Here is a 26,262-nt window from a genome sequence, read left to right as displayed (position 1 = left end):
GTTAGCAGTGTGCAGAAACAAGTGTTTCGGTTTGATGACAGATCAAGCGAAGCCCTTCTTTCTGATCACTGGGTCAGATTTGCTCTTTAACAAATTGGACGAGATAGAACACGAATATTGTTTCTCATTATCTCCGAGGAACAATGTTCAATGTGATAGCGATTTCAAGCGTTATCCGGTGTTGTCGTTGAAGTGGTTGTTATATCGCTTCAAGAGACTGTCTCGAAACAAGATTCTTTGTCAGGCTTGCCTGGTGAAGGGTGTTGGGTCGTGATCAGTTGTCTTGGGGTTATATAGTCAAGCAACTAAGCGCATACGGTGGATGCCTTGGCAGTCAGAGGCGATGAAAGACGTGGAAGCCTGCGATAAGGTTCGGGGAGCTGGCAAACGAGCTGTGATCCGGACATCTCTGAATGGGGAAACCCACCGACTTTCGGGTCGGTACCGTGCGGTGAATACATAGCCGTACGGGGCGAACTCGGGGAACTGAAACATCTAAGTACCCGAAGGAAAAGAAATCAACCGAGATTCCCTCAGTAGCGGCGAGCGAACGGGGACCAGCCCTTAAGCTGGACAACTGGTAGGAGAAGGCCCTGGAAAGAGCCGCCATAGTGGGTGATAGCCCCGTATCCGAAACCTGAGTCCAGTGAAATCGAGTAGGACGGGACACGAGACATCCTGTCTGAACATGGGGGGACCATCCTCCAAGGCTAAATACTCCTGACTGACCGATAGTGAACCAGTACCGTGAGGGAAAGGCGAAAAGAACCCCTGTGAGGGGAGTGAAATAGATCCTGAAACCGTATGCGTACAAGCAGTCGGAGCGGACTTGTTCCGTGACGGCGTACCTTTTGTATAATGGGTCAGCGACTTATGTTCAGTGGCGAGGTTAACCGTCTAGGGGAGCCGTAGGGAAACCGAGTCTGAATAGGGCGATTTAGTCGCTGGGCATAGACCCGAAACCGGGCGATCTATCCATGAGCAGGTTGAAGGTTGAGTAACATCAACTGGAGGACCGAACCCACTGTCGTTGAAAAGCCAGGGGATGACTTGTGGATCGGAGTGAAAGGCTAATCAAGCCCGGAGATAGCTGGTTCTCCCCGAAAGCTATTTAGGTAGCGCCTCGGACGAATACCACAGGGGGTAGAGCACTGTTTCGGCTAGGGGGTCATCCCGACTTACCAACCCGATGCAAACTCCGAATACCTGTGAGTACTATCCGGGAGACACACGGTGGGTGCTAACGTCCATCGTGAAGAGGGAAACAACCCAGACCGCCAGCTAAGGTCCCCAAGTACCAGTTAAGTGGGAAACGATGTGGGAAGGCTCAGACAGCTAGGAGGTTGGCTTAGAAGCAGCCATCCTTTAAAGAAAGCGTAATAGCTCACTAGTCGAGTCGGCCTGCGCGGAAGATGTAACGGGGCTCAAACTGGTCACCGAAGCTGCGGCTGCATACTTTGTATGCGGGGTAGGGGAGCGTTCTGTAAGCCTGCGAAGGTGTGTTGAGAAGCATGCTGGAGGTATCAGAAGTGCGAATGCTGACATGAGTAACGACAATGGGAGTGAAAAACTCCCACGCCGGAAGACCAAGGGTTCCTGCGCAACGCTAATCGGCGCAGGGTGAGTCGGCCCCTAAGGCGAGACCGAAAGGTGTAGTCGATGGGAAACGGGTTAATATTCCCGTACCTTGGATCACTGCGATGGAGAGACGGAGAAGGCTAGGTGAGCCGGGCGACGGTTGTCCCGGTTTAAGCGAGTAGGGAGAGGACTTAGGCAAATCCGGGTCCTCAATCCTGAGACGCGACGACGACTGCTCATGAGAGCGGGAAGTCATTGATGCCCTGCTTCCAGGAAAATCTTCTAAGCTTCAGGTGATTCGAGACCGTACCCCAAACCGACACAGGTGGTCAGGTAGAGAATACCAAGGCGCTTGAGAGAACTCGGGTAAAGGAACTAGGCAAAATGGTGCCGTAACTTCGGGAGAAGGCACGCCGGTATGTACGTGAAGCCCCTGCGGGTGGAGCGGAAGCCGGTCGAAGATACCAGGCCCCTGCGACTGTTTATTAAAAACACAGCACTGTGCTAACACGAAAGTGGACGTATACGGTGTGACGCCTGCCCGGTGCCGGAAGGTTAATTGATGGGGTTAGCATTCGTGCGAAGCTCTTGATCGAAGCCCCGGTAAACGGCGGCCGTAACTATAACGGTCCTAAGGTAGCGAAATTCCTTGTCGGGTAAGTTCCGACCTGCACGAATGGCGTAACGATGGGGGCGCTGTCTCTACCCGAGACTCAGTGAAATTGAAATCGCCGTGAAGATGCGGTGTATCCGCGGCTAGACGGAAAGACCCCGTGAACCTTTACTATAGCTTCACAGTGAACTTTGAGCATGTTTGTGTAGGATAGCTGGGAGGCTTTGAAGCGAGAACGCCAGTTCTCGTGGAGCCAACCTTGAAATACCAGCCTGATATGTTTGAGGTTCTAACTTGGTCCCCTGATCGGGGATGAGGACACTGTGTGGTGGGTAGTTTGACTGGGGCGGTCTCCTCCCAAAGCGTAACGGAGGAGCACAAAGGTGGGCTAAGCACGGTCGGACATCGTGCGGTTAGTGTAATGGCACAAGCCCGCTTAACTGCGAGACAGACACGTCGAGCAGGTACGAAAGTAGGTCATAGTGATCCGGTGGTTCTGTATGGAAGGGCCATCGCTCAACGGATAAAAGGTACTCCGGGGATAACAGGCTGATACCGCCCAAGAGTTCACATCGACGGCGGTGTTTGGCACCTCGATGTCGGCTCATCACATCCTGGGGCTGAAGCCGGTCCCAAGGGTATGGCTGTTCGCCATTTAAAGTGGTACGCGAGCTGGGTTTAGAACGTCGTGAGACAGTTCGGTCCCTATCTGCCGTGGACGTTGGAGATTTGAGGAAAGCTGCTCCTAGTACGAGAGGACCGGAGTGGACGAACCGCTGGTGTTCGGGTTGTGTCGCCAGACGCATTGCCCGGTAGCTATGTTCGGATAGGATAACCGCTGAAAGCATCTAAGCGGGAAGCCCCTTCCAAGATGAGATCTCCCTGGACCCTTGAGGTCCCTGAAGAGCCGTTCAAGACCAGGACGTTGATAGGTCGGGTGTGTAAGCGCTGCGAGGCGTTGAGCTAACCGATACTAATTGCTCGTGCGGCTTGACTATATAACACCCAAGACAATTGCGGATAACGCAACGAAATCGATATCACAGTCGAAAGACACACGTTCCATCTCGTCCACCCAGTGATCAACCGTTTTGCCTGACGACCATAGCGGTCTGGAACCACCTGATCCCATCCCGAACTCAGAAGTGAAACAGACCTGCGCCGATGGTAGTGTGGCGTTGCCCATGTGAGAGTAGGTCATCGTCAGGCTCCTAATACCGAAAACCCCAGCATCCTTGATGTTGGGGTTTTTTATTGCCTGAAAGAAAAGAAAACTCGTCGACAGGCTGCTTTAAGGCAGCCAGATCTCAAACACCCCGCCACCCAAACCGCCACCGTTATGGAGCCGGATGGAGCCTGTGCGATCCCCCTCGCTGTGCAGTCTGGCGACCGAAGAGGCGAAAAACAGCCCAAGACTGGTGCTGCCGCTTTTGAAGTCCAGGGATTTGAAATTCGGAGTTCCGTTATGTTGCATCGTTTCCGGATAACCCTCGCCGTCATCTTCAACGCCAATCACCAGATACCCGTCTTTTTCGCCAGCAGTCAGCCGTATTCGGCTTTTGGTGTATCGGATGGCATTGTTGATGGTGTTATTCAGCACCCCGGTCAGCAGGTCATCGTCAAAGAAACCGTTGATATCATCCGCCTCTACGGAGTATTCAAGCCCGAGCCCTTCCAGCAAGGGCGTGTGACGGGCGAGGTGATCTGACAGGAAATCCGGCACAAAATGCTCTTCGATGTGTGCTGACAGGTTATTTTCACCAAGCCGGTATATGCCAAGCAACTGTACGAGATCGTTGTGCATGCGTTCTGCTTCGTATTGCAGAGTGTTGAAACGGGACGATTCGCCCATGCTGTCGGCATGATCCGCCCGTAATTCATCGAGGGAGTTGAGCAACATGCCGAGGGAGTTTTTCATGTCATGGACAGCGGAGGCCAGAACCATGGAAAAGTCGATATGATTGTCCCGGGGACTATCGGTACTCTGGTCAGACATCTTGGTCATGCCATCATTCCTTTCAGTTTTTTGCTCAATGCGAGATAGCGACGATATTGCCGGTGCTGTTCCGGCAAGCTGGCAAGTCTGTTCAGGTGTTGCTGGCACCGCTGCAATAATTGTGGATCGTTCTCGCCATCCGCGTACTTTTTCATAAGGACCTGAACCAGGTTCAGGTTGAGTGCGGCGTGCGCTGGCACGATAGCGAGCGCAGCGGAGAATTGATCAATAGCTGCTTCCAGGTCGCCGGATTCGAATGCTTTGATTCCATCCCGGTTTTGGGCTCTGGCTTGTAGTTTCTGGCGGAAGCCAACAGGTTCATCCAGCAGGTTTTCTATTTTCTGCAGAGTGTCCGGTTCCTCACTAAAGCGCTGGGCTAACTGTCCCAGCAAATGTTTGGCCTGGTCCTCACGGCCGAGTCGGAAAAGGGTCTTGGCATAATCAATGCCGGTGTCGGCGTCAATCAGATCCGGATCGGCCAAGGCCTCTGCCACGGACTCAAGTGCTTTTTCAGCCTCTCCTATCCTTCCCTGCCCGGCATATATCCTGGATTGAACAATTCGGCTTCGTACCTGTACGCCGTCGTCATCAGAGAAGCGTTTCTCCATTCTGGATAACACTTTGATGGCTTCGTCTGCATGCTTCGAACCTTCGTCGCTGGAGTCACCTTCACTCAGGTCAGACAGTGTCTGACCCAGCGAGAGGTAATGGTCTGAACTGTCATGGATGGAGTGGGTGCCAAGGTTCACTGTTTGACGCCAGGCATCGGAAGCGGTGGACATATCCTGGTTAGACGTAGCGAGGCAAGCCAGTTGTTTCTGCCGCAGCAGCGCATTGGGTGAGCGTTCCGTGGCCTTTTCCAGTACCTGCTGTGCCTGTGTCACGCGGCCCTGGCGTTCGAGGCCATCGGCGAGCAGGTCATAGGCCTCCATATAATCCGGGTGCTTGCTGAGCAGTTCCCTGAGGACTGAGACGGCCTGATCATAATTCTGGGTGGCCAGGAGGATCTTGCCCCGGCCAAGTCTTGCCCATGACAGATCCCGTTGGTTGAGGACATCTGTATAGATCTTGAGGGCGTGGCTGTAGTCGCCGACCTGATAGTAGAGGTCGGCCAGGGTTTTCATCAGCCAGGTTTTATAACGGGGCTGCTTGGGCAGGGTTTTCAGACACAGTGAAATCGCCTCCGGGTAGTTTTCCCGGTCGATCTCACGGTTAATGGGGAGCAGTGCATTGCGCTGGTCGATCATGCCACTGAGGCGCTTTTCCAGCATGGCGCGGTTAATCGGTTTGGTCAGGTAGGCATCAGGTTGGTACTCCCTCGCCCCCATCACCATTTCCTTGGAGGTTTCCGCAGTCACCATCAGGAACAGGGACGATCGCTTGAGCAGTTTCTTGTGTCTCAGTTCCTCCAGAATATGCTGGCCATTCTTGCCTTCACCAAGATTGTAGTCACACAGAACCACATCAACGTGATTGTAGGCACAGTATTGAATCGCCGGGGCGCCATGAGCGACCAGCTCTATCTTGTCGGCGCCACAACTGCGTAGCATCTGGCGCATGGAGAGCCGGAAATTCTCAAAATCATCGATGATCAGGTAATGGAGCTTTCCAAAAGGATTGCCCCCGCTGGATCTCGTTTTGTCTGTCATGGACGCTGCTGCTTCAGTAGCTTGTTAACCAGTGCCCGCAGTGCGGCGGGCTTCACCGGTTTGTAGAGAATCTGGTAGCCTCGCGCTATTGCATCTTCCCTGACTTCGGGCGCCATGTAACCGGTAATCAGTATACCGGGGACGTCATTGCTGAATCCGTCTCTCAGCGCGTCCATGGCGTCCAGCCCGTTCCTGTTATCATCAAGTTGATAATCAGCAAGTATAATATCGGGTTGCTGTCCGTCCAGCTTGTGGCGGGCGTCGTCGAGACTTTCCGCTGAGGTTACCTCACACTGCCAGTTGCCCAGCAGCGCGGCCATACCCTGGAGGATGGCGGGGTCGTTATCGATGCAGAGGACCTGGAGTCCTCCCAGGCTCGATACACGACGAGAGCTGGCCTGACTTTTTACCGCCGTTATCTGGGGCTGTTCCGCGGGGACAACCGGAACGGTAATACTGAAGACACTGCCTCGCCCCTGAACAGAATGAACGTTGACCGGGTGATTGAGCATGCCACTGATCCGGTCCACGATGGCCAGGCCAAGCCCCAGGCCTTTCTTGTCACGACCGTGCTGGAAGCGGCGGAATTCCTCGAAGATATGGGCAAGCTGATCCTCGGGAATCCCCGGGCCGGTATCCCAGACTTCAATACGGGCATAGCCCTTCAGTCGACGGCAGCCCAGCAGAATTTTTCCTTCCGGGGTATACCGGATGGCGTTGGACAGGAAGTTCTGTACCACCCGCCGCAGCAGTTTTGCATCAGAGCGGATCCATACCGTACTCGGTACCACATGGAGCTCCAGCCCCTGGTCTATGGCGATGGCTGAGAAGTCCGTTGCCAGGTGGCGCATCATGTCGTTAACCGGGAATGCGCCGATGTCCGGTTCCAGTGCGCCGGCGTCGAGTTTCGAGATGTCCAGCAGAGTGCTGATAATTTCCTCAGCGGCGCCCAGTGAGCTGTCGATGTGTTCCACCAGATCCTTCATGTCCCCGTCGGCTTTGCCGGCCAGGGCGGAGGTGAACAGGCGGGCAGCGTTCAGCGGTTGCAATAAATCATGACTGGCGGATGCCAGGAAGCGGGTCTTACTCTGGTTTGCCTGTTCCGCAACGGACTTGGCTTTCAGCATCTGTTCGTTGATGACCTGCAGTTCCTGGGTCCGTTCCTTAACCCGTTGCTCCAGGTAGATATTGGTTTCCTTGAGGGCCTGCTCCGTGCGCCTCATCGCGGTAATATCCTGAAACGTCGTGACATAGCCCCCGCCGGGAATGGGGCTGCCATCGACCCGCAAGACGGTGCCATCGGGGCGCTGGCGCTCGTAGGACATGGGCAGTCCGTCGCGCATGCTGCCACAGCGGTCGGCAATGATCTCGTCAATCCGACGGGCGGACAGGTTGGCGTTGGTCAGGTTGTAGCGCATCAGGTCTTCGACCGGACGCCCGACACGAACGTAGCCTTTGGGATAGTTGAACAACTCCAGATACCGGTGGTTCCAGACCACAAGCTGTTGTTGGTGATTGACGACCGACACCCCAAGGCTGATGTTCTCGATGGCAGACTGTAGCAGCTCACGGCTGAACGTCATCGCCTGTGATGCTTCATCGACAATGCTGACCACATCCTCGATCTGCATGTCACGACCGGTGAGTGTTGATTCGAGAACCACCCGAGCGGTTGACGCGCCGATCACCGAGGCCAGCTGCCGTTCAATGTACCTCATCAAGTGTGACGATGCTGGTCGGTGAGGGTGCAGGCGAATGGCGTTCCGGCGCTCGTAATTTCGGAGAATGGTTTCGGAACGTTCATCCCCCATGAAACGATCAGTAAGGGCTTGAAGATCCGATGTCAGGACCTCTCCCTGCCATGTCTGTTGTTGGGGTGTTTCAGCTTTGGGTTGGGGATCGTGGAAGAAGGACGCGATCTGGATTTTCTCGCGTACACGCTGGCGCGTCAGCATTGACAGCACAATGTAGGTCAGAGTGTTGATGCCCAGGCTCCAGATAATACCGTGGCTGATTGGATCGAACTCTGTGCCGAACAGTGCCGTCGGACGTGTCCAGGCCATTCCCCAGATACCCTGGTCTATCAGCGTATCGGTGAGCCAGCCGGTGGAGGCGAGGGCCGGCAACAGCATGGTGTAACACCACATCAGGAAACCCAGTCCCAGACCCCAGCTGGCCCCGGTGAGATTGCCCTGTCGCCAGATAATGCCACCCACGAGTGCTGGACCGAACTGGGCAGCTGCCGCAAAAGACAGCAGGCCAAAGGCAGTCAGGCTATAGTCTTCACCCGCCATCCGGTAAAAACCGTAAGCAGTCAGCAACACCACGAAGATGGCCACACGGCGAATGCTCAGCAGGAGGTGGCTGAGGTCGGCACGCTGATTCATCCTGGGACGGAAGAACTTGAGCAGTGCTGGCATGATGATTTCGTTGCTGACCATGGTGGCAATGGCGACGGAACACACAATCACCATTGCGGCCGCAGCCGAGCCGCCACCCAGGAAGGCGAGAATGGCAAGCCACTCCTCTCCGGCGAGAATGGGCAGTTTCAGGATCAGGATATCGGGGTCGGTGATGCCGGCTTCCGGATGGAGCAGCCCGGCGGCGGCAATGGGAAGCACGAAGGCGCTGGCAATGATGAGATAGATTGGCATGGCCCAGCGGGCTGTCTCGAAATCCCGGTGATCGGTGTTCTCCACCACCATGACGTGAAACTGTCGGGGCAGACAGATAATCGCGAGCATGGCGACGAGGGTCTGGGTAATAAAGGCAGGCGCCTCGATACCATTGGTTGTCAGGGTTCCGGTAAGTCCGGCCTCCCGTACCCTGCCGAGCAAGTCTCCGAATCCTCCATAAAGGCCGTAGCCAACAAACAGGCCTACAGCCACGAAAGCCACAATCTTGATCAATGATTCAAAAGCAACAGCCTGAATCATCCCCCGATGGTGTTCCGTGGACTCCAGGTGCCGCGTCCCGAACAGTACGGTGAATACGGCGAGCACAAGGGTGATATACCAGGCAGAGTCGTTCCAGGCTGCGGTGCTGAGTTCCTGGTAGCCGCTACCGTTCTCGGATAAGACGGTGAACCCCATGGAGATGGCTTTGAGCTGAAGTGCAATATACGGAACGCTGCCAATCAGCGCGAATGTAGCGATCATGGCCGCCAGAACCTGGGACTTGCCGTAGCGGGAGGCAATGAAGTCGGCAATCGATGTGCTGTTGTTGCGTTTACTGATGTAGATGATTCGGCGCAACAGAGGGGCGCCAAAAACAAAGAGGATCAGTGGCCCGAGATAAATGGGAAGGAAACCCAATCCTTCCTGGGTGGCGCGTCCGACTGCGCCATAGAAGGTCCATGAGGTGAAATACACCGCCAGTGAAAGGGCGTAAATGTGTGTTCTGGCCAGTTTGCGGCGATACAATCCGGGATGCTTGTCGCCTGCCCAGGCAATGACAAACAGAATCGAAATGTACGTTATGGATATTAAAACCAGCAGCCAGGCACTAATCATCGTTACGCATTCCCGTTACCTCTGGCGGGTTGGGCAGTCAGTTTACGGCGTGTCAGCCGGAGCAAACGGTCTCCAGCAGGGGATCCCCGGAAACAAGTGTTTTCAGGTTATCAACACGGGGTCTGCCGTCGGAACCCAATGGAACAAGCTCTTGGGTGGCACAGTTTATAATATGAATACGGTGGGATACCGCATCCGTCATCTTTTGCTCGAACCGATAGAGTGTAAATCGGACAACGTTACGATTGTCACTATCACGGACGATGCTTTTGGTATCCACCGTTGTGAAGGATGTGGTGTAAGGGAAGACAAATGTCCAGGGTCGCCAGAAGATACCGTCGTCCTGCGTATTCACAACGACCGCTTCTTCCGGGAGCTGTGCTTTCTTATGGTCGTACCAGGTGTATTCTCCCTGAATGAGGTAGGCGAGCATGCCCACTCCTGCGAAAACGGGAATGATCCATCGTGGGGCTTTGTTTCGGGTGGCTGCGCGAATGCCAAGAGCAATACCGGCTGCACCCAGGCCGCAAAAAACAGTGGCAACTAGTGTCCAGAACATAAAATCATTTCCTCAAAAAAAGAACGGGCTCCCTCATTGAGGAAGCCCGTCCAGGTTCAACCTGTCAATTCTGCGAATGAATCAGGTTGAGTTGTTGCTTAGTGGTCCTGAGCCTGACCGGCACCACGTGGGTAACGGACGCTCTCAACCAGCTCCTGAATCTCAACGGGCGGTTCTTCAGTGGCGTTGGATACCACGAAGGCTACCGCAAAGTTGACGACTGCACCAATCGCGCCGATAGACAGCGGGGAGATGCCCAGTACCCAGTTCTCCGGGGTATCCGGCAGGTTTGCTGTGCCAGGAATGAACAGCCAGCCCTTATATACGAAGATGTATACCAGAGTGAAGGTCAGACCGCTAAGCATGCCGGCAATGGCACCGGTGTTGTTCACGCGCTTGGAGAAGATGCCCATCATCAGGGCCGGGAACAGGGAAGCGGCCGCTATACCGAATGCGAGAGCAACCACTTGTGCCGCGAAGCCCGGTGGATTCGCCCCCAGGTAAGTGGCGACTACAATCGCGACGGCCATCGAAATACGCGCGGCTAACAGCTCGCCTTTTTCGGAGATAGCCGGATTGATCGAGCCTTTTATCAGGTCGTGACTGACCGCCGAGGAAATCGCAAGTAACAGGCCGGCTGCCGTAGACAGCGCTGCAGCGAGACCACCGGCTGCAATCAGGCCGATGACCCAGCCCGGCAGGTTGGCGATTTCCGGATTGGCCAGTACCAGGATATCCCGGTTGACGACCAGCTCATTACCTTCCCAGCCACGGGCCTGGGCCTGGGGTTCGAACTCAGGTGTGTCGTTGTACAGCTGAATCCGGCCATCTTCGTTCTTGTCGGTGAACTGAATCAGACCTGTCACTTCCCAATCTCTGACCCAGGATGGCCGCGCATCATACTCAATGGGCTCAGCGGCGGTGCCGTCCGGATAGATGGTGGTCATCAGATTCAGTCGAGCCATGGAAGCAACGGCAGGCGCTGTCAGGTACAGCAGTGCAATGAACACCAATGCCCAACCCGCAGACCAGCGTGCATCCGCTACCTTCGGAACGGTGAAGAAACGAATGATAACGTGTGGCAGACCCGCGGTACCGATCATCAATGACAAGGTGAACAGGACCATGTTCAGCTTGTTGTCGATGTCAGCGGTGTACTCGTTGAAACCAAGGTCGGTAATGACCTGATTCAGTTTGTCCAGGATGGGCATGCCGGAATCGATGTGGGTAGAGAACAGGCCCAGAGGTGGAATCGGGTTACCGGTCAGCTGCATTGAGATAAATACGGCCGGAATGGTGTAAGCGGTAATCAGTACACAGTACTGGGCAACCTGAGTGTAGGTGATGCCTTTCATACCACCGAGAACCGCGTATACGAACACCACAATAGCGGCAATGATCAGCCCCAGGGTTGCATCAACTTCCAGGAAGCGGGAGAAAGCAACGCCGGCGCCAGCCATCTGGCCAATGACGTAGGTTACTGAGGCAACGATGAGACAGACAACCGCCACCAGCCGCGCATTTTTGCTGTAGAACCGGTCACCGATAAACTCAGGAACGGTGAACTTGCCGAATTTACGCAGATACGGCGCCAGCAGCATGGCCAGCAGGACGTAGCCGCCAGTCCACCCCATCAGGAACGAGGAGTTGGCGTAACCACCGGCGGCAATCAGACCCGCCATGGAAATAAAGGATGCCGCAGACATCCAGTCGGCACCGATCGCCATACCATTGGTGACCGGGTGAACGCCGCCACCGGCAACGTAGAAATCACTGGTGCTTCCGGCCTTCGCCCAGATGGCGATGCCGATATAGAGGAGGAACGAACCCCCGACGAACATGATGTTGATTGCAAATTGGCTCATTCGTTCTTACTCCTCGTGCACGCCGAATTTTTCATCGATCTTGTTCATGCGCCACGCGTAGTGGAAGATCAAAGCGATGAACGTCAGGATGGAGCCCTGCTGGGCAAACCAGAAACCCAGGTCGGTTCCGCCGATGGGGATACCGGCGAGCAGTGGGCGGAGCAGAATTGCGAAGCCGTAGGATACCAGAGCCCAGACAATCAGACTTCCGAATATCAGACGGAGGTTCGCCTTCCAGTACTTTTCAGCGTCGTAGCTATGACCTGACATAGGATCACTCCTGTATTGTTGTTGTGGAGGTTGGGTGTGTTACTGGAGAGATACGATTGCTAGAGAATTTATTATTCATATAAGTGCTTCTCCGACTTGTTGTCTTCTCTGACTTTACTGGTCAAGGGATATATAGATATTGGCAAAAGGTCTAATTCTCAGTCATTTGCCTCGGAATCGGACGATTCCATAGCCCGAAGGGAATCGGTTCAGAAGCGCTGCATCCTCTTCAGACGCCGGTAGTAATGCAGCTTGTTGGTCAGCTCTCCAAGCGTTGAAACGTCATTTTTTTGTGCCTTATTGAGTGCGATCAGCGTCAATTCTGCAGTCGCCAGCGCGTCTGCAGCAGCGTGATGGCGTTCGCTGACTTCCAGGCCGAAGAAATCGGCCCAGTTGTCCAGGCCGCGGCCGCCGGGTTTGGCGTCCGGGAAGAAAGCCGGTAGCAACTCGGCCACATCGATCCAGGTGTGGCTTTGGGTGTAGCCCAGTGTTTGTCTCAGGGTTTTCTCCAGGAACTTCTGGTCGAATGCCGAGTGGTAAGCCAGGATCGGGTCACCGTTCATCCATTCCAGCAGGTGAACCAGTGCGTCTTCGGTTTCATGTCCCCGGGTCAGGGCTTCGGGGCCGATGCCATGGATGAGCACGGTCTCGCTGATATCAAGTTCAGGGCGGCGAAGAATCAGGTCGAACTGGTCTTCCAGGTGAATGACGCTCCCCGTGATGGCAACGGCGCCGATGGCGATGACCTGGTCTTTTCCGGGGTGAAGGCCGGTGGTCTCCAGATCCAGCACAACCAGCCGGCAGTCGGACAGCGCCTGATCACCGGCGGCCCTGGGGGAGGGAAGGTGCTCAGGGTCATATGCCCCGCGCGTTCCAGCGCGGCGTTGTTCAATCCAGTGACGGATCTGTTCCAGCATATCGCCAAGCCCTTTCATCATAGTTGGTAGGTGACTTCCAGCTTTTGCTGGAGACGCTGGGCCTGTCGGAACGATTCCCTCAGGATCCGACGGTCAAGCGGGTTAAGGTCATCCGGGTCAATATAATTGGACAGCGGTTCATCGCGATTCAGCATTTCCTGGTGGGCCCGCATGCGAATGGCCTGGATAAGGCTGTAGGCTTCTTTCCAGGCATTGGCATCCTTGGGATCAAACGCTCCCTTGGCAACGAGCCGGTCCATTCGTTCAAGGGTGTTGGCTTCCTCTACCCCGTTTGCCAGGGCAAACACCCGGACGGCCTCCACAAAGGGGGCCAGTCCCTGACGCTTGAGGTCAATGGTGTGTTTCCTGCCGTCTGGCGCGTAACGGAAATTGCGAAACATAGTGAGCGGCGGTCGCCGGTTCATGGCGTTGCCAGCCAGCATTTTCTGGAACAGGGCATTTTTCTGGATACGTGTCAGAACCTTGCCGTACAGATCTTCCAGAGGCCCGGTAGGGCCAAATACCCCGCGCATGTCGAGGAAAATGGAGGAATACACCAGATTTTGCGGTGTGGATGCGTCGATGAAGCGAATAAACCAGTCGTCCCATTCCCTACTGCTCAGACAAAGCTTCGGGTTGCTGGCCATGATGTTGCCTTTGCACAAGGTAAAGCCACATTCTGCCAGTTCCCTGTTCACCTGCTCTGCAAACGGCAGAAGCTTCTCCCGCACCTGTTCCTCCGTCATGCCTTCCGGTGTTTCAAACAGAATGCCGTTATCCTGGTCGGTCAGCAGCGTTTGCTCCTGCCTCCCTTCACTGCCGAAGGTCAGCCAGGTAAAGGGAATGCCGGGGTCGTTTTTCTTGATGTTGAGCTCCAGCACCCGCCGCACAGTTACGTCATTCAGCGTGGTAATGATTTTGACCACCTGGCCGGAGTCGGCGCCATGGGCGAGCATGGCATCCACCAGGCGGGATACGTCCGAGCGCAGGCTGACGAGGGTTCGTAAATGGGCGGCGGTTCCGATGGTCCTGGCCAGATTGACCAGGTCCACGCGTTGGAGGGAGAACAGGTCACGTTCGGAAACCACTCCGATCAGGCGATGCTCCTCATCGACCACGCACAGGTGGGCAAAATGGTGTTCGGCCATCAGCATGGCGGCCTCAAAGGCATCGGCGTTGGAGGTCAGACAAATAGGATTCCTGGTCATGAACTGACTGATCGGGGTGTTGAGGGGGCCTTTTTCTTCCGCCACCATGGTGCGCAGGTCCCTCAGGGTAAAAATGCCGGTGGGGCGCCGCACATCATCGGTAATGATGATGCTCCCCACGTTGTTTTCGTGCATCCGGGCGACGGCCTTGCGAACCGGGAGGTCTGGGGAGCAGACAATCGGATTCCTGAGGGCGTACCGCTCCAGAGGGGTGTCCAGAGAGCTGCTGGAACCGATGGACGCCATGGCACCGGACTGAATTCGCTGGTTGACCTGGTCCAGCAGGCTGCTGACCCCTCGCAGGCAAAAATCGCGGAATGGGTCGCTTTCCGAAAGCAGGGTGACAAAGGCATCATGTTCGATGCTCAGGCAGAAAGTGTCGCCCGAGGCACGGTGAAGGGTACTGGTGGGGCGTTCGCCAACGAGCGCCGCCAGGGGGAAACATTCACCCAGACTGATCTCGAAGGTGGTTTCAGTCTTGTCTTCCTTGCTGTTGTGGCGCTCGCCGCGAATCCGCCCCTGCTTCACCACATAGAAACGCTGAACCGGGCCATCCTCGGGAGACAGCACTATGTCGCCATCGGCATAGAAGCGTAGTGAGGCATGCTCGGCAAAGTGCGCAAGATGAGTGTCATCCATGCTGGAAAACGGGGCGTGTTCCCGGAGAAACATCATGATCGCACGGGTGTTCTGGGGGCGGGGGGTGTTCGTCGAGGCGGCAACCATACTATCGTCCGTCCTGTATATTGTAATCTCGAGTGTAGATCAGACCCTGTGGGGCAGCCCTACGATGTTCGTCGCAGGTAGCTACACTGAGACTGTCTGGCTTTATGCCCGTAGGGCCGGGTGGTACAGTTCCGTTAACTCCAACGCTGAACAACATTATCATGACGACCAAAGAAGAGCGCCTGAGCTTTCTGGAAGAAATGAAGGATGTCCGGCGCATCCGCAGGCCCAATCGTGCGGAAGTTAAAGCGCCGAGGGAATTGACGCCCGGTCATATGGAGCGCCAACGGTCTGCCGTGGACCAGCCCGTGAAAGATGCGAATCATCTGACATCCGATATGGTGGACCCCCTGACGGCACACGATATTCTGAGCTGGCAGCGCCCTGGCGTCCAGCATGGCGTGTTCCGCAAACTGAGGCTGGGCCAGTATCCGATCGAGGCGAGGCTGGACCTGCACCGCATGACCGTTGAGGAAGCCCGGCGTGAGGTCTTCGGTTTCATTAACGATTGCGTGCGTTACGGTCTTCGCTCGGTCATCATTCTTCATGGCAAAGGCGAGCGTAACCCGGATGGTATTGCCCAACTGAAAAGTTACCTCGCGAAATGGCTGCCGGAACTGGACAGCGTGCTTGCCTTTCATTCGGCCCGGAAACACCATGGCGGCACGGGCGCGGTCTATGTCATGGTTCGCAAGAGTGAGCGGGACAAGCAACACAATCGCGAAATACATGGCAGCCGGTAACGGCGCCGGCTGTATACTAAGGCTGAACCGATCAAACAGCCTGGTAAGACAGGACTCTGGAGAAAGCTATGGCTAAGAAACTGTTCTTTGTAGTGTGTATATCCCTGGCGATGGCGGGTTGTAAGGACCGGGTGATCTGGAATGACAATGGCAAGGTGGATGAAGCCACGGAAAACCGGGAAGTCTGGGATACCAAAGGCAAAATGGACGGTGATGACCGCAAGATCTGGAATGATCAGGACGGCGAAGCTGTCGTAAAATAGGTCTGAAACTGCCCGCTGCCCCAGCGTTGGCTGAGTCTGGAGAATGCCCTTGTTCGATGTAACCCGATACGCCCGGGCGGCCGAGTCCATTATTGACGCCGGGCGCTTCCTGTATGGTCGTGGCTGGTCACCGGCGACCAGCAGTAACTACTCTGCCCGTATTGATGCCAACCATATCGCCATTACGGTTTCCGGTCGCCACAAGGGCGAACTGGGGGCTGGCGATGTCATGGTGGTGGATCTGGCCGGCCAGGCAGTTCAGAGCCAGGCCCGCTCGTCTGCGGAGACCCTGCTGCACACGGTGCTGTACGATCAGTTTCCTGACGTAGGGGCGGTGCTTCATACCCACTCGGTCAATGCGACGGTTCTCAGTCGGATCCTGCCTCCGGATCAGTCACTGGAGCTACAGGGTTATGAACTGCAGAAGGCCTTTCCCGGCCACGACACCCATGAAGACACGCTGGTCGTGCCGGTCTTCGACAACACTCAGGACATCCCGCACCTGGCCGAGCGGACCAAGCAATGGTTCCGGGATCATCCGGACCAGCCCGGTTACCTGATCCGGGGCCACGGTCTTTATACCTGGGGCAGGACCATGGCAGACTGCCTGAGGCATATTGAGGCGTTTGAATTCCTGTTTGAGTGTGAACTTGCAACCATGAGGCTCCGTCCATGACTACCCTGAGCATTTTTAACCAGAACCAGCCAGAGCAACCTCAGACGGTGACGGAAGACGCCAGCGAGATCCAGCGGTTGCTGGGGGAAAAGGGCATTCGATTCGAGCAATGGCCGACCCGAGATCTGCCAGAGGACGCCGCCCAGGATGCGATTCTGGAAGCCTATCAGACGGAGGTGGCGGCGCTTAAGCAGGAATGTGGGTTTCAGACCGCCGATGTGATCAGCCTGAATCCCGACAACCCGCAGAAAGACACACTGCGCCAGAAGTTTCTGGATGAACACGTACACAGTGAAGACGAGGTGCGTTTCTTCGTGCGTGGCCAGGGCCTGTTCTATCTGCATCTGGAGGACCAGGTATTTGCCGTGCTGTGCCAGAAGAATGATCTGATCAGTGTGCCTGACGGTACCCGCCACTGGTTCGATATGGGCCCTGAGCCCCGCTTCACCTGTATCCGCCTGTTTTCAAACCCTGAAGGCTGGGTTGCGAATTTTACCGGTGAAGACATCGCCAGCCGACTGCCGCGCTATGAAAAACTGGCTGGGGTCGCTTGATGATCCGGGTGATTCTCACTGACATTGAAGGTACCACCAGCTCCATATCGTTTGTCCACGAAGTGCTGTTTCCCTATGCGGCGGAGCATATCGCGGATTTTGTCCGTGAGGGGGCGGCGGATAATCCCGCAGTTTCCGAGCAGCTCGATGCCGTTGCGCAGCGCTCCGAGGTTGATCGCGGTGACATCGAAGGGTTGATTGCCGTTCTCCAGTCATGGATCCGCGACGACCGTAAGGAAACATCCCTGAAGGCTCTGCAGGGCATGCTCTGGGAACAGGGTTACCAGCAGGGCGCCTTTCATGGCCATATCTACCCGGATGCCGCGGATTACCTCCAGCGCTGGCATGACCGGGGGCTGAGGTTGTTCGTCTATTCCTCCGGATCGGTGAAGGCCCAGAAGCTGATTTTCGGATTCAGCGAAGCAGGGGACTTCACGCCCTTCTTCTCCGGTTATTTCGATACCCGGGTAGGGGGCAAGAAGGAAGCCCAGTCCTATCGCAATATCCTGGAGCAATTGGGGGTGGAGCCGGAAACGGTGCTGTTTCTCTCCGATGTGGAAGCGGAACTGCAAGCCGCGGAGGAGGCCGGTATCCAGACCGCCTGGCTGGTTCGGGAAGGGGAGCTTCCGGACGCTGACCGGGTGGTGGCCCGGAACTTTGCCGAGGTGGACGACCTGCTCAGAAAGCGTTGAGGACTTGCTGCCGCTACGCAGGCCGTTCGTCCTGATTCAGGGGGTATCTGCGCAGTGATTGTGCGTCATCTGATTGTTGCTTTCCTGGCTCTGGTGACCGCCGGCTGCAACCCTTTCTCTGAAGCCCCGTCGATGATGGATGAATACGTTGAGCGGGTCGCCAGGGTGCTCGATGGCGAGGTGTCGCTGTCGGAATTGCCCGAGATCCAGCGTATGCCGCGTCGGCGCGACCGTCGTATGGACATGCCCGATCTGGAGTTGGGCATCCTGGATTTCCTGTCGCTCTACGGCTGTCAGTTGCAGTATGTCGTTGGTGAGCGCAACTCGGTGATGGGGCGGGTCATGGATCCGCTGAATCGCCTTCGTTACGAACTCCGTTTTATTGAAGCCGCCCGTGACTGCCTGCCGGATATCGACCGCGAAAAGTTGAAAAAGAGCGTTGAACAGGCGATAGACAGCAAGCTGGAATCGTTGCCAGTAGCTATCTGGAACGCAACCTGGGCGACGGAAGAAATTGAAACACTGTTCACCCTGTCCAAGGGGTATTTCCCCGTTGCTGCCGATGGAAACCCGGTATCGGACCTTTCCGCTGATGTCAGCCGCCTCAACTCAACGGTGCAATCCCTCCTGGAAGGCCGACTCGACCACTCGCTGGACTATGTGGGTGAAGTGCATCAGCGCTGGCAGGCAGAGCACCGGGCTGGTCAGTTGCTGAACAGTGCGCGCCTGCTGATAGCCAGGCTGGACGACGCCACGGCTATTATCCGGTCACGGCTGGGCAGTCGCCCGCTGTGTATTGATGGCAAGCCCAACAACCAGTCCAATATCGTCCGGAACATGTTTTTCAGCGTCTACATCGACAGGATCCAGCCCTATATGAGTGACGTTCGTCGCGCCCGGGACGACCTGATCCGTCCGCTGGCGGCTTTGTCCGTCGCTCAGGAGGAGATAATGCCGGATTCCTTCAGGGCCTGGTCTCGCCGCTACTTGGCCACAACCGGGGATGACAGCCTGTGGCAGGCGCTGGATCGTGCAATGGCAGAGCACACGGAGAGCTGGCAGCAACTGTTGGGACAGTGTGGTCTGAGGCCGGGCGCCTGAGCCGACAATCAGCGCTGACTTTCGGGAGTGACCCGCAGTATTTCCTCAATTGTCGTCTGGCCCGCGGCTACTTTCTGGGCGCCGCTTAATCGCAAGGATTTCATGCCGGTCTTATAAGCCTCGAGTCGCAACTGCTCCAGTTCGCACTGATCGGTGATCCGGGCGCTCAGATCGCCGGACAACTTGAGGATTTCATAAACCCCGGCACGGCCATAATAGCCGGTGTTGCGGCATTCCAGACAGCCTACCGGCTGGTAGACCTGCTCTGGCGTCGGGGCTTTCCATGGGCGCGTCAGGCTTTTCCAGGCCTGGTTATCCACGGGGCCGGGTGCCTTGCAGTGAGGGCAGAGGGTGCGTGCCAGGCGTTGCGCCATTACCCCGAGAACCGTGGCGCGGATCAGGTAGGGTGGAATGCCCAGTTCCATCAGGCGTGTGATTGCGCTGGGTGCGTCGTTGGTGTGCAGGGTAGAGAGTACAAGATGCCCCGTCAGCGCCGCCTGTACCGCCATTTCAGCGGTTTCGAGATCGCGGATCTCACCGATCATGATGATGTCCGGATCCTGGCGCAGAAGCGCCCGGACACCGGAGGCAAACGTCAGCTCAATGTTGCTCTGGACCTGCATCTGGTTGAAGGCAGGCTCCACCATCTCGATCGGGTCTTCAATAGTGCAGAGATTCACCTCCGAGGAGGCCAACTGCTTGAGAGTCGAATAGAGTGTGGTGGTTTTGCCCGACCCGGTGGGGCCGGTGACTAGGACAATACCGTGGGGGCGATCGGTAATATCGTGCCAGCGTTCCCGGTCTTCGCGGGAGAAGCCCAGCTGTTCGTAGGACTTGAGCAGAACTTCGGGATCGAAAATCCGCATCACCATTTTTTCGCCAAAGGCCGTTGGCATGGTGGCAAGGCGTAATTCCACCTCGCTGTTGTCAGGCTTGCGGGTTTTGATGCGGCCGTCCTGGGGGCGGCGCTTTTCTGCGACGTTGAGGCGTCCCAGGATTTTCAGGCGGCTGGTGACAGCTACGCCCACATGGCCCGGGAATTCATACACATTGTGCAGCACGCCGTCGATCCGGAAGCGTACCTGAGTGACGTTGCGTCTCGGCTCGATGTGAATATCGGATGCACGCTGGTCAAACGCATACTGCAATAGCCAGTCCACGATTTTGACGACGTGCTGGTCATTGGCGTCGGGGTTCTCGTTGGCGCCCAGGTCCAGCAGCTGCTCGAAATTCTGGTTGCCGGCAGAACCGGACCCCTGCCGGCCGCTGGCCTTGCTGACGGAATTGGCCAACTGGTAGAACTCGACGGTGTAGCGGCGGATATCCTCTGGGTTGGCCACAACCCGGCGAATGTCTTTCTGCACCGCCTGGCGGAGGTTGCTTTCCCAGTCGCTTTTGAAAGGTTCGGCGCTGGCGATCAGCACCTCGTCCGGATGTATCTCGACCGCCAGTATGCCGTGGCGCTGGGCAAAGGCGTAGGACATTACCCTGGCGATGGAGGGAGTATCAATCTTCAGGGGATCAATGTGGTACCAGGGCTGCCCCGCCCACTCTGCCAGCCACTGGGTTAGGCGATCCAGATCCAGTGTGCGGCCGGAATTCAGGCTCTTGAGGCTGGCAATAGCAAACAGCTCAAGGGGGTGTCGGCGGTCGGTGTCCGCACCGATATTGGCCTGCAGGATGCGATCGGCATCCTGCTGGGAGATTTCACCGCTGGTGACCAGAGCCGTCGCCAGGTCGCGAAGGGTCAGGGTGCTTCTGGGCGGTGCTGGTGCGCGGAGGTTACCCATAAGTGGATCCCATCATGCGCCCGGGGCCGGATGCGGTCGATTCACTTTCAGATGCACCATGGCGACCGTGAACAGCAGGAACGTCAGAATCGTCAGGATGAGCCAGGCGGCGGCGCCTTCGCTCAGCCAGGCGGATACCACGGCCTGGGTGAAGTAAAAAATCACCACAAAGGCCATCCAGATATATCCCCGGTTATGACCGCGAAAGACAGGAACTGCAAAGGCCAGCAGGGGAAGCAGTTTGACTGTCAGCATCAGCGGAACCGACACGCCCTCGACCTGGGTTGGATAAAACGTGGTAATCAGAAGGGTCGCCAGGACCGCAATATAAAGACCGATGGTCAGTCTGGCTGTTATGCGTGCTTTCGGGTTGTGGAGCATAGGTGCTTTCCGTTTATGATCTTGTCAGTGTCTTGAATGCTGGCTCAATAAAGTTTCAGTGCCAGGGTGCCCAGTCGTTCACCAAAGCTCTGGCAAACGGTTTTTTCATGGCTTGTCAGCGGCCGCTGCTCGCCAGTGCCCGCCCAGTGAGAAGGGCCATAGGGCGTGCCTCCGGACGAGGTTTCATTCAGCGCTGACTCTGAATAGGGCACGCCACACAACACCATGCCATGGTGCAACAGGGGCAGCATCATGCTGAGCAGGGTGGTTTCCTGGCCGCCGTGCAGACTGCCGGTGGAGGTAAACGCTCCGGCGGGCCTGCCAGACAGGGTGCCGTTCAGCCACAGATCCCCGGTGTTGTCCAGAAAGTGCTTGAGCGGCGCCGCCATGTTGCCGAAACGGGTCGGGCTGCCAATGGCCAGGCCGGCGCAATGAGCAAGGTCGTCCTTGCTGGCGTAGGGGGCGCCGCTGTCGGGAACCGGTGGCAGGGTTGACTCGGTATCCGGAGACACCGGTGGCACCGTGCGAATGCGAACGTCCACACCGTTCACCCGCGATACACCGCGGCCAATCTGGGTGGCCATTTCGGCGGTCTGACCGGTTCGGCTATAGTAGAGCACCAGTACGTATGGGGTGTCAGACGACATCAACAGGCTCCGGTCATAGAATGGCCAGTACGTTTTCCGGCGGACGACCCAGAGCGACCTTGTCGCCACGGATCACGATAGGGCGTTCAATCAGTTTGGGATTGGCCACCATGGCACTGACCAATGCATCACGATCCAGTTCCGGGCTATCCAGGCCAAGTTCCCGGTACTCCTTTTCCTTGGTGCGCATCAGCTGGCGGGGTTCACAACCGAGCACATCCAGAATGTGTATGAGTTCCTGCTCTGTCGGTGGGGTTTCAAGGTAGCGTATAATCTCCGGCTCGATACCGCGATCGGTAAGCAGTTCAAGAGTTTGTCTGGATTTTGAGCAGCGGGGGTTGTGGAAAATACGGGTCGGTTCTGTCATCTTCTGGCCTGAGTTTTAAATGGCTTTCCTGAATTTCGGATGCCCCGTAGTCTAACAGGAGGACTCCCCGTGCAGTACCCTGCAAGGTCTCGTTGTCGAACTCTCTTTTCACCTCTGGTCGTGGTGATCTCGCTGTTGGCACTGTCTGGTTGTGGGAAGGTGGCGTTCGAGCAGGCACAAGGTGAGCCTGTCGACTGGGACAGTCTTCGGGGGCAGTGGGTCCTGGTGAATTATTGGGCCGAGTGGTGCAAGCCTTGCCTGGAAGAAATACCCGAATTGAATAAGCTGGACCGCAGTAGCCGTATTACTGTGCTGGGCGTGAATTTTGACGGCATCAAGGGGCAGGCGCTGGTCGATCTGGGCGAAACCATGGGTATCCGCTATACCATGCTGGCGGAAGATCCGGGCCCTGAGTTTGGCTGGAAAACCCCGGTGGGATTGCCTGCTACCTTTGTGGTGAATCCTGAGGGTGAGCTGCGCGAGACCCGTTTCGGACCCGTGACGGAAGCAGAAGTGATAGAACTGACGGGCGGCTGATATCGCCCGCAACTGGAATTCAACAGCAGGAATAGCCTGACGTTATGGCGCAAACCTTTGTACACCTCCGCGTACACTCCGAATACTCCATGGTGGATGGACTGGTGCGGGTCAAGCCGCTGGTCAGCCGGGTTGCGGAGCTCGGCATGCCGGCCGTGGGCCTCACCGATCAGTCGAACATGTGCGCGCTTGTGCGCTTTTACAAGGCCGCCACCGGAGCGGGCGTCAAGCCCATTATTGGTGCCGATCTGTGGCTGGAGAATCCTGAGGAGCCGGAAAACCCCTTCCGTCTGACGCTGCTGGCCCGTAACAATGACGGTTACCTTCACCTGACTGAAATCATCAGTCAGGGCTACACGGAAGGCCAGCGCTTTGGTAAGCCCATCATTCAGCGGGCGTGGCTGGAAGCCCGTTCAGCAGGCCTGATCGCTCTGTCGGGGGGCAAGTTCGGTGATGTGGGCAGGGCGTTGCTGGCGGGTAAGCCGGAGCTGGCCCGGGAACGGGCCGAATACTGGATGAATCTCTATCCGGATGCCTATTACCTGGAGCTTCAGCGCACCGGCCGCGCCGGCGATGAAGACTGCCTGCACCTGAACGTCGAGCTGGCGGAATCCCTGGCGATTCCGGTGGTGGCCACTAACGATGTTCATTTTCTGGAGACCGAAGATTTCGAGGCCCATGAAGCCCGGGTGTGCATTGGCGAAAGCCGGACTCTGGATGATCCCCGCCGTGACCGCCGGTTCAGTGATCAGCAGTTCCTCCGCAGTGCGGAAGAGATGATCGAGCTGTTCGAGGACATTCCCGAAGCGGTTGAGAACACCGTCGAGATTGCCCGCCGCTGCTCGGTCAAGGTTCGCATGGGTGAGTACTTCCTGCCCAACTACCCGATCCCCGACGGGATGACCATGGACGAATACTTCCGCAAGGTGTCGGAAGACGGCCTGGAAGAACGCCTGGCCAAAACCCTGAGCAAGGACGATCCCGAATACGACACCAAGCGCGAAGCCTATTACACGCGTCTCAACTTTGAGCTGGATATCATCATCCAGATGGGGTTCCCCGGGTACTTCCTCATCGTAATGGACTTTATCAAATGGGCGAAGAACAACGGCGTGCCGGTGGGCCCTGGCCGGGGTTCCGGCGCCGGCTCCCTGGTAGCCTACGCGCAGCTGATCACCGATCTGGACCCGCTGGAATACGACCTGCTGTTTGAGCGCTTCCTGAACCCGGAACGGGTATCCATGCCCGACTTCGACGTCGACTTCTGTATGGAAGGCCGGGACCGGGTGATTGCCTACGTGGCCGAGAAATATGGCCGTGAGGCGGTATCCCAGATCATCACGTTCGGTACCATGGCCGCCAAGGCGGTGGTGCGGGACGTGGCCCGTGTGCAGGGCAAGTCCTACGGCCTGGCGGACAAACTGTCCAAGATGATTCCGTTTGAGCCGGGGATGACCCTGGAGAAGGCTCTTGAGCAGGAACCTCAGCTGACCGATTTCCTCGAGCAGGATGAGGAAGCCCAGGAAATCTGGGATATGGCCCTGAAACTGGAAGGTGTGTGCCGTAACGCTGGTAAGCACGCCGGGGGCGTGGTCATCGCGCCCACCAAGATTACCGACTTCTCGCCGCTGTATTGCGATGACGAAGGCGGCAGCCTGGTCACCCAGTTCGACAAGGGCGACGTGGAAGATGCCGGTCTGGTGAAGTTCGACTTTCTGGGTTTGCGGACCCTGACGATCATCGACTGGGCCCTGAAAATGGTCAATCCACGTCGGGAAAAGCGTGGATTGCCACCGCTGGATATCAACGAGATTCCGCTGGACGACGTGCCGTCTTTCGACATGCTGAAGAAAGCGGAAACCACGGCGGTGTTCCAGCTGGAATCCCGTGGTATGAAAGACCTGATCCGGCGACTGCAGCCGGATTCCCTGGAGGATATGATCGCCCTGGTGGCGCTGTTCCGTCCGGGCCCGCTGCAGTCGGGGATGGTGGATGACTTTATCGACCGTAAGCATGGCCGGCAGCCGGTCTCGTTTCCTCACCCGGATTACCAGTACGATGGCCTGAAACCGGTATTGGAGCCCACCTATGGGGTCATCCTGTACCAGGAGCAGGTCATGCAGATCGCCCAGGTGATGGCTGGGTACAGCCTCGGTAACGCCGACATGTTGCGTCGGGCCATGGGTAAGAAAAAACCCGAGGAGATGGCCAAGCAGAAACAGTTCTTTCTTGACGGCTGCGAAAAGAATGGCATCGACAAAGTCCTGGCGGAGAACATCTTCGACCTGGTGGAAAAGTTCGCCGGTTACGGCTTTAACAAATCGCACTCCGCCGCCTATGCCCTGGTGTCCTATCAGACGCTGTGGCTGAAGGCCCATTACCCGGCCGAATTCATGGCCGCGGTACTCACTGCCGATATGCAGAACACCGACAAGGTCGTAACGCTGGTGGAAGAGTGCCGGAACATGAAGCTGGACCTTCTGGTGCCGGACGTCAGCCGCTCGGAATATACCTTTACCGTTAACGACGACGGCCAGATCGTTTATGGTCTCGGCGCCATCAAGGGGCTGGGGGAAGGGCCGATCCAGAGTATTGTGGAAGGCCGGGCCGATGGCGAGCCCTATCAGGATATCTTCGATTTCTGTCGCCGGGTGGACCCGAAGAAAGTCAACAAGCGGGCCATGGAAGCGCTGATCCGCTCCGGTGCCATGGACAAAATGGGTGCCGGCCGGGCCCAGCTCATGGCCAGCATCGACAAGGCGGTGCAACAGGCGGGGCAGCAGTCCCGTAACGACGCCGTGGGCATGATGGACATGTTTGGGGAAACCCTGGAAGCGGGCGGCGACACCGATCCCTACGAAGACGTGGCTCATGTCCGGGAATGGCCGGAGAAAGAGCGGCTGAAGGGGGAGAAGGACACCCTGGGTCTGTACCTGACCGGACACCCGTTCGATGAATACGAGAAGGAGGTGCGTCGGTTTGTGCGTTCGTCCATCTCTGACCTCAAGCCCAACAAGTCACCCCAGCGGGTGGCCGGGCTCGTGGTTGCCCAGCGCACCATGAAAACCCGTACCGGCTCCACCATGTGTTTTATAACCTTGGATGACCGCAGTGCCCGCATCGAAGCCACGCTGTTTTCGGAAGCGTTCTTCGAGAACCGTGAGTTGTTGCAATCGGACCAGGTGATCGTGGTGGAAGGTCAGGTCAGCCACGATGATTATTCCGGGCAAATGAAAATGCGGGTTAATTCCGTCATGGACGTCGGAACCGCGCGCCAGCAATTCAGCCGCGGGCTGAAATTGTCGCTGCATGCCGACCAGTTGCAAAACGGGCTGCTGGACAAACTGGGTAACACCCTTGACCCCTTCCGCTGCGAAGGTAGTCCGGTGTGGATCGAGTACAGTAGCGCGGAAGCGAGAACACGCATTGAGTTGGGAGAAGCCTGGAGGATCCAGCCAGATGACGACCTGTTGCTGGAGTTACGCTACCTTGTGGGCGACCAGTCCGTGGAACTGGTCTATGATTGAGGGATGCAGCAGGTTTAACGTTAAATGTTTGTCAGACTGCGGACTCATACCAATGTCCGCTTTAGCCTCGGAGCGGGCACTGCTATCTTTG

Annotated in this window: 20 protein-coding genes and 2 rRNA genes; 10 read left to right on the top strand and 12 right to left on the bottom strand. The window is 56.7% G+C overall.

Going from position 1 to position 26,262, the window contains the following annotated elements; genetic code table 11:
- The first annotated feature begins 295 nt into the window (after positions 1–295).
- Together ACJO3M_RS08655 and rrf are read left to right on the top strand one after the other, a co-directional pair.
- Positions 296–3,189, top strand: a 23S ribosomal RNA gene (locus tag ACJO3M_RS08655).
- 96 nt (positions 3,190–3,285) lie between these two features.
- Positions 3,286–3,400: ribosomal RNA gene (gene rrf / locus ACJO3M_RS08650) — 5S ribosomal RNA — on the top strand.
- A gap of 82 nt (positions 3,401–3,482) precedes the next feature.
- Here the strand turns inward: rrf and ACJO3M_RS08645 are convergent.
- The 8 genes from ACJO3M_RS08645 to ACJO3M_RS08610 all read right to left on the bottom strand — a co-directional run bounded on the left by ACJO3M_RS08645 (position 3,483) and on the right by ACJO3M_RS08610 (position 14,893).
- Positions 3,483–4,187: a sensor histidine kinase gene (locus ACJO3M_RS08645; protein WP_407001001.1), complete on the bottom strand. Its 705-nt coding sequence runs from the start codon at positions 4,185–4,187 to the stop codon at positions 3,483–3,485.
- Positions 4,188–4,192: 5 nt separating this feature from the next.
- On the bottom strand, positions 4,193–5,836 hold the full coding sequence (locus ACJO3M_RS08640; RefSeq protein ID WP_407000996.1) for a tetratricopeptide repeat protein: 1,644 nt from the start codon (positions 5,834–5,836) through the stop codon (positions 4,193–4,195).
- Complete coding sequence (locus ACJO3M_RS08635) at positions 5,833–9,348, bottom strand: hybrid sensor histidine kinase/response regulator (RefSeq protein WP_407000995.1); 3,516 nt, start codon at positions 9,346–9,348, stop codon at positions 5,833–5,835. The genes ACJO3M_RS08640 and ACJO3M_RS08635 overlap by 4 nt, the downstream gene beginning before the upstream one ends.
- A 52-nt stretch (positions 9,349–9,400) precedes the next feature.
- The gene (locus ACJO3M_RS08630) at positions 9,401–9,907 is read right to left on the bottom strand and encodes a hypothetical protein (RefSeq protein ID WP_407000994.1); all 507 of its coding nucleotides are present in this window, start codon (positions 9,905–9,907) and stop codon (positions 9,401–9,403) included.
- Positions 9,908–10,005: 98 nt separating this feature from the next.
- The gene (locus tag ACJO3M_RS08625; RefSeq protein WP_407000993.1) at positions 10,006–11,772 is read right to left on the bottom strand and encodes a sodium:solute symporter family protein; all 1,767 of its coding nucleotides are present in this window, start codon (positions 11,770–11,772) and stop codon (positions 10,006–10,008) included.
- Between the two features lie 6 nt (positions 11,773–11,778).
- Positions 11,779–12,042, bottom strand: a complete 264-nt coding sequence (locus ACJO3M_RS08620; RefSeq protein WP_407000992.1) for a DUF4212 domain-containing protein — start codon at positions 12,040–12,042, stop codon at positions 11,779–11,781.
- Between the two features lie 209 nt (positions 12,043–12,251).
- Positions 12,252–12,959 (bottom strand): 3'-5' exonuclease, encoded by a 708-nt coding sequence (locus tag ACJO3M_RS08615; protein WP_407000999.1) that lies wholly within the window; start codon positions 12,957–12,959, stop codon positions 12,252–12,254.
- A gap of 17 nt (positions 12,960–12,976) precedes the next feature.
- Complete coding sequence (locus ACJO3M_RS08610) at positions 12,977–14,893, bottom strand: putative nucleotidyltransferase substrate binding domain-containing protein (RefSeq protein WP_407000991.1); 1,917 nt, start codon at positions 14,891–14,893, stop codon at positions 12,977–12,979.
- Between the two features lie 161 nt (positions 14,894–15,054).
- On the opposite strand from ACJO3M_RS08610, the gene smrA reads away from it, so the two are divergent.
- From smrA to ACJO3M_RS08580, 6 genes are all read left to right on the top strand, one after another.
- Complete coding sequence (gene smrA / locus ACJO3M_RS08605; RefSeq protein WP_407000990.1) at positions 15,055–15,636, top strand: DNA endonuclease SmrA; 582 nt, start codon at positions 15,055–15,057, stop codon at positions 15,634–15,636.
- Between the two features lie 68 nt (positions 15,637–15,704).
- Entirely contained in the window at positions 15,705–15,899 is a 195-nt protein-coding gene (locus ACJO3M_RS08600; protein ID WP_406985395.1) for a hypothetical protein, read from the top strand.
- A 49-nt stretch (positions 15,900–15,948) separates the two neighbouring features.
- Positions 15,949–16,575, top strand: a complete 627-nt coding sequence (locus ACJO3M_RS08595; RefSeq protein WP_407000989.1) for a methylthioribulose 1-phosphate dehydratase — start codon at positions 15,949–15,951, stop codon at positions 16,573–16,575.
- Positions 16,572–17,129, top strand: coding sequence for a 1,2-dihydroxy-3-keto-5-methylthiopentene dioxygenase (locus ACJO3M_RS08590; protein WP_407000988.1), 558 nt, complete (start codon positions 16,572–16,574; stop codon positions 17,127–17,129). The genes ACJO3M_RS08595 and ACJO3M_RS08590 overlap by 4 nt, the downstream gene beginning before the upstream one ends.
- Entirely contained in the window at positions 17,129–17,821 is a 693-nt protein-coding gene (gene mtnC / locus ACJO3M_RS08585; protein WP_407000987.1) for an acireductone synthase, read from the top strand. Before ACJO3M_RS08590 ends, mtnC begins: the two co-directional genes overlap by 1 nt.
- 54 nt (positions 17,822–17,875) lie before the next feature.
- Entirely contained in the window at positions 17,876–18,922 is a 1,047-nt protein-coding gene (locus ACJO3M_RS08580; RefSeq protein WP_407000986.1) for a DUF3080 family protein, read from the top strand.
- A gap of 8 nt (positions 18,923–18,930) precedes the next feature.
- Here the strand turns inward: ACJO3M_RS08580 and tfpB are convergent, their stop codons facing one another.
- Genes tfpB through arsC form a run of 4 tightly spaced genes read right to left on the bottom strand, consistent with a single transcriptional unit; the run spans position 18,931 to position 22,107 of the window.
- Positions 18,931–20,712 (bottom strand): type IV pilus assembly ATPase TfpB, encoded by a 1,782-nt coding sequence (tfpB, locus tag ACJO3M_RS08575; protein ID WP_407000985.1) that lies wholly within the window; start codon positions 20,710–20,712, stop codon positions 18,931–18,933.
- Positions 20,713–20,724: 12 nt separating this feature from the next.
- A complete protein-coding gene (locus ACJO3M_RS08570; protein ID WP_407000984.1) occupies positions 20,725–21,093 on the bottom strand; it encodes a DUF2069 domain-containing protein in 369 nt (122 codons plus the stop codon).
- A gap of 44 nt (positions 21,094–21,137) precedes the next feature.
- Positions 21,138–21,740, bottom strand: a complete 603-nt coding sequence (wrbA, locus tag ACJO3M_RS08565) for an NAD(P)H:quinone oxidoreductase (RefSeq protein WP_407000983.1) — start codon at positions 21,738–21,740, stop codon at positions 21,138–21,140.
- A gap of 13 nt (positions 21,741–21,753) precedes the next feature.
- On the bottom strand, positions 21,754–22,107 hold the full coding sequence (gene arsC / locus ACJO3M_RS08560) for an arsenate reductase (glutaredoxin) (RefSeq protein WP_407000982.1): 354 nt from the start codon (positions 22,105–22,107) through the stop codon (positions 21,754–21,756).
- A gap of 135 nt (positions 22,108–22,242) precedes the next feature.
- Between arsC and ACJO3M_RS08555 the strand changes: the two genes are divergently transcribed.
- Together ACJO3M_RS08555 and dnaE are read left to right on the top strand one after the other, a co-directional pair.
- Positions 22,243–22,644: a TlpA family protein disulfide reductase gene (locus ACJO3M_RS08555; protein WP_407000981.1), complete on the top strand. Its 402-nt coding sequence runs from the start codon at positions 22,243–22,245 to the stop codon at positions 22,642–22,644.
- 44 nt (positions 22,645–22,688) lie between these two features.
- Positions 22,689–26,171, top strand: a complete 3,483-nt coding sequence (gene dnaE, locus ACJO3M_RS08550; protein ID WP_407000980.1) for a DNA polymerase III subunit alpha — start codon at positions 22,689–22,691, stop codon at positions 26,169–26,171.
- Positions 26,172–26,262: the final 91 nt, after the last annotated feature.

It is taken from the genome of Marinobacter alkalisoli, from assembly GCF_045449795.1.
GTDB lineage: Bacteria > Pseudomonadota > Gammaproteobacteria > Pseudomonadales > Oleiphilaceae > Marinobacter.
The sequence above is the reverse complement of the archived record's forward strand: the minus strand, read 5'-3'. Positions and strand labels throughout refer to the sequence as shown.

Excerpts from the sequence above, each read along its gene's own strand:
- wrbA (WP_407000983.1), bottom strand. The coding sequence starts at position 21,740 with ATGTCGTCTGACACCCCATACGTACTGGTGCTCTACTATAGCCGAACC.
- dnaE (WP_407000980.1), top strand. The coding sequence starts at position 22,689 with ATGGCGCAAACCTTTGTACACCTCCGCGTACACTCCGAATACTCCATG.
- ACJO3M_RS08615 (WP_407000999.1), bottom strand. The coding sequence starts at position 12,959 with ATGCTGGAACAGATCCGTCACTGGATTGAACAACGCCGCGCTGGAACG.
- mtnC (WP_407000987.1), top strand. The coding sequence starts at position 17,129 with ATGATCCGGGTGATTCTCACTGACATTGAAGGTACCACCAGCTCCATA.
- tfpB (WP_407000985.1), bottom strand. The coding sequence starts at position 20,712 with ATGGGTAACCTCCGCGCACCAGCACCGCCCAGAAGCACCCTGACCCTT.
- ACJO3M_RS08610 (WP_407000991.1), bottom strand. The coding sequence starts at position 14,893 with ATGGTTGCCGCCTCGACGAACACCCCCCGCCCCCAGAACACCCGTGCG.
- ACJO3M_RS08570 (WP_407000984.1), bottom strand. The coding sequence starts at position 21,093 with ATGCTCCACAACCCGAAAGCACGCATAACAGCCAGACTGACCATCGGT.
- arsC (WP_407000982.1), bottom strand. The coding sequence starts at position 22,107 with ATGACAGAACCGACCCGTATTTTCCACAACCCCCGCTGCTCAAAATCC.
- ACJO3M_RS08630 (WP_407000994.1), bottom strand. The coding sequence starts at position 9,907 with ATGTTCTGGACACTAGTTGCCACTGTTTTTTGCGGCCTGGGTGCAGCC.
- ACJO3M_RS08625 (WP_407000993.1), bottom strand. The coding sequence starts at position 11,772 with ATGAGCCAATTTGCAATCAACATCATGTTCGTCGGGGGTTCGTTCCTC.
- ACJO3M_RS08600 (WP_406985395.1), top strand. The coding sequence starts at position 15,705 with ATGGCTAAGAAACTGTTCTTTGTAGTGTGTATATCCCTGGCGATGGCG.
- ACJO3M_RS08640 (WP_407000996.1), bottom strand. The coding sequence starts at position 5,836 with ATGACAGACAAAACGAGATCCAGCGGGGGCAATCCTTTTGGAAAGCTC.
- ACJO3M_RS08590 (WP_407000988.1), top strand. The coding sequence starts at position 16,572 with ATGACTACCCTGAGCATTTTTAACCAGAACCAGCCAGAGCAACCTCAG.
- ACJO3M_RS08635 (WP_407000995.1), bottom strand. The coding sequence starts at position 9,348 with ATGATTAGTGCCTGGCTGCTGGTTTTAATATCCATAACGTACATTTCG.
- ACJO3M_RS08620 (WP_407000992.1), bottom strand. The coding sequence starts at position 12,042 with ATGTCAGGTCATAGCTACGACGCTGAAAAGTACTGGAAGGCGAACCTC.
- ACJO3M_RS08645 (WP_407001001.1), bottom strand. The coding sequence starts at position 4,187 with ATGTCTGACCAGAGTACCGATAGTCCCCGGGACAATCATATCGACTTT.
- smrA (WP_407000990.1), top strand. The coding sequence starts at position 15,055 with ATGACGACCAAAGAAGAGCGCCTGAGCTTTCTGGAAGAAATGAAGGAT.